Consider the following 2150-nt stretch of genomic DNA (forward strand, 5'->3'; position numbering starts at 1 on the left):
CCATGAGAGCCGCCCGTACAACCTCCACCACGCCGCCAGCACGAACAACGGGTGGATGAGGAACTGGTGGGCTCCAAAGAGCAGGCTCCGGCACCCTGGCGGGAAAAGTCTCCGCCACATCGGCCTACACCTTGCTCTTCCGGCCCGCGGCCTCCAGGGAGGGCTCTCCGGCCTCGAGCATCCTGACGGGCAGATTGAAGCGCTGCCACCACCGGGCCTCGCGCTCTGCCAGGCGCCTGGCCTCGACCCGGGAACGCCTGGTGCCGCGCAAAAACTCCCGGCCGTCGGGAGTCTCCACGTACACTTCCCAGCCCCGATTCCCGGGGCGAACCCAAATGCCCACGGTCACTTCCGGCACCTCCCGTCACGCCCCGTCGTCCAGGTCGCCCAGCGGGAATTCAGCCCCGCAGGCGTCGCACCGCACGATTTCGTCCTCGGTGTTCAGGTGTTTTGCGTCCAGGAAGGAGAACCCGTCGGAACACAGCGGTATCCTCCCGCTGAAGTTCCCGGCGACTATGAACAACTCGTCTTCAGCGCCACACCTGGGACATGTGGTCTTCCACACCTTCCTGCCCCTCCTCTCCGGCGGGGTCGGCCGGGCGGCTCACGCCTGGGCGACCACCACTTCTTCCACATGCCCTTCCAGACCGCCCGCGGCCGCCAGGGCTTCAGCCCTGGTCGCATACACCTTCACCCGCCCGGGAAAGGGTGCAGGGAGCTTGCCTCCTGCCCCGTCCAAGTACCCGCAACAGCCATCCGTCACCACCCATCCCTGCACCGGGTTCGCTATCCCCCAGACGGGCGGGGCTTCTATGGCTCGTGCCAGGTCCTCTGTGATGCGGCCAAACACGCGAGGCAGTTCGCCGGGATCGCGATTCCAAAGGCTTACTGTCCTTACCTCCGGCGAGTGGCCGTAGAATTGCCGCATTATCTCGCATTCGTCCGGCTTGGCCGCACGCCTGGAGGGGTCCCAGACATGCCACACGCCCACGGCGCCGAAGCCCCGCCGGCCGTACCCAACCCAGACCGGGTTGGTCACGGCGGTGTGGGAGTAGTCATCTGGAAGAACAGCCAGGAGCTCTTCTTTCCCCGCGACCGGGCAGGGAACGGACGGGCGGAGCCAGAACCTGCGGGCTATCCACTGCGAGCCCCCGTATTCTTCGAGCCTCCTGCTCCGCAGCACGGCCGCTACCACGCAGGGCGGGCGGCACTCGGCCAGGGCGTCGAGCCAGCGCCACAGGAAGTCGTAGGTTTCCCATGCCCTATCGGCTGCCGCGCGTGCCTCAGCTGTCAGCTCGTCCAGGCACTGCTCCAGCGCCGCCCTGATGTCGGCCCTCGGGTCCAGGGCCAGCAGGTACTCCGGCAGGTCCCGGGCAAACCGCGCTGCCTCCCAGTCCCCAATGAACTCTTTGAGAACAGTGCTGGCGAAGCGGTACGGCAGGTCCAGGTTCTTGGGCGCCGGGGGCACCGGCACCGGCGGCGGCTGCCAGCCGCACAGCTGCGCCAGCCGGCTCAGGCACTTCCTGCCCCGGTTGGTGCCGGAGACGTGGACCTTGCCGCACGCCAGGCACCGGTACTTTACCGGGCCCAGCGAGAAGGCGGCCCGCGCCGCCTCCAGGGTGGGGAAAACCACCCACCCTTCCTCAGGCACCTTCACCGCCTCCTTCTGCAACTATCCCGGCTCGGATCTCCTCCAGCATGGCTGCGAAGACCGCACCGGGGATCGTTTTTGAATCCCGGGGCAGAACGTGCGTGAGGCGCAACCCGGCGGTCGCCAGGAGAGCCCGCCGGGCCTCCGCGTTCTGCCTGAATTTGGCCTGCAATGCCTGGCGCATCAGGTCCCAGTGCTCCCAAGACCCAACCCGGTAAGTCCGGCCGCGCCAGGTGAAGACGCCGCCCGGACCGGCCGGGGCGTTCCGACCGGCTCTCTTCGCCTCGTACCCGGAAAGGCCAAAGACCCGCCTCTGTTCCGCAGAGCCTTCCGGATACTTCAACCCCTGCCAGAACCCTTCCACGGACGCGAACTTCTGCCCCCACAGCTCGAACGGCGTGGGGGCGAAGTTGGAAAGCAGCCGCGCCCGCCAGTCCGGAGAACCCCAGGCCACGTTCAACGCCTCCGGCACCGAAGCCCACCTCCCCCCAAACGTTCA

General features: G+C 67.6%; 4 protein-coding genes. All 4 read right to left on the reverse strand.

The genetic code is table 11. From position 1 onward, the window contains the following. Positions 1 to 124: 124 nt before the first annotated feature. The 4 genes from AB1609_22065 to AB1609_22080 are packed head-to-tail and all read right to left on the reverse strand — an operon-like array spanning position 125 to position 2123. On the reverse strand, positions 125 to 349 hold the full coding sequence (locus AB1609_22065; protein MEW6049120.1) for a hypothetical protein: 225 nt from the start codon (positions 347 to 349) through the stop codon (positions 125 to 127). 15 nt (positions 350 to 364) lie between these two features. Further along, complete coding sequence (locus tag AB1609_22070) at positions 365 to 565, reverse strand: hypothetical protein (GenBank protein ID MEW6049121.1); 201 nt, start codon at positions 563 to 565, stop codon at positions 365 to 367. A 39-nt stretch (positions 566 to 604) separates the two neighbouring features. Continuing rightward, positions 605 to 1651 (reverse strand): hypothetical protein, encoded by a 1047-nt coding sequence (locus tag AB1609_22075; GenBank protein ID MEW6049122.1) that lies wholly within the window; start codon positions 1649 to 1651, stop codon positions 605 to 607. Continuing rightward, the gene (locus AB1609_22080) at positions 1644 to 2123 is read right to left on the reverse strand and encodes a hypothetical protein (GenBank protein ID MEW6049123.1); all 480 of its coding nucleotides are present in this window, start codon (positions 2121 to 2123) and stop codon (positions 1644 to 1646) included. Before AB1609_22080 ends, AB1609_22075 begins: the two co-directional genes overlap by 8 nt. Between the last annotated feature and the right edge of the window lie 27 nt (positions 2124 to 2150).

It is taken from the genome of Bacillota bacterium (genome assembly GCA_040754675.1).
Taxonomy (GTDB): domain Bacteria; phylum Bacillota; class Limnochordia; order Limnochordales; family Geochordaceae; genus Geochorda.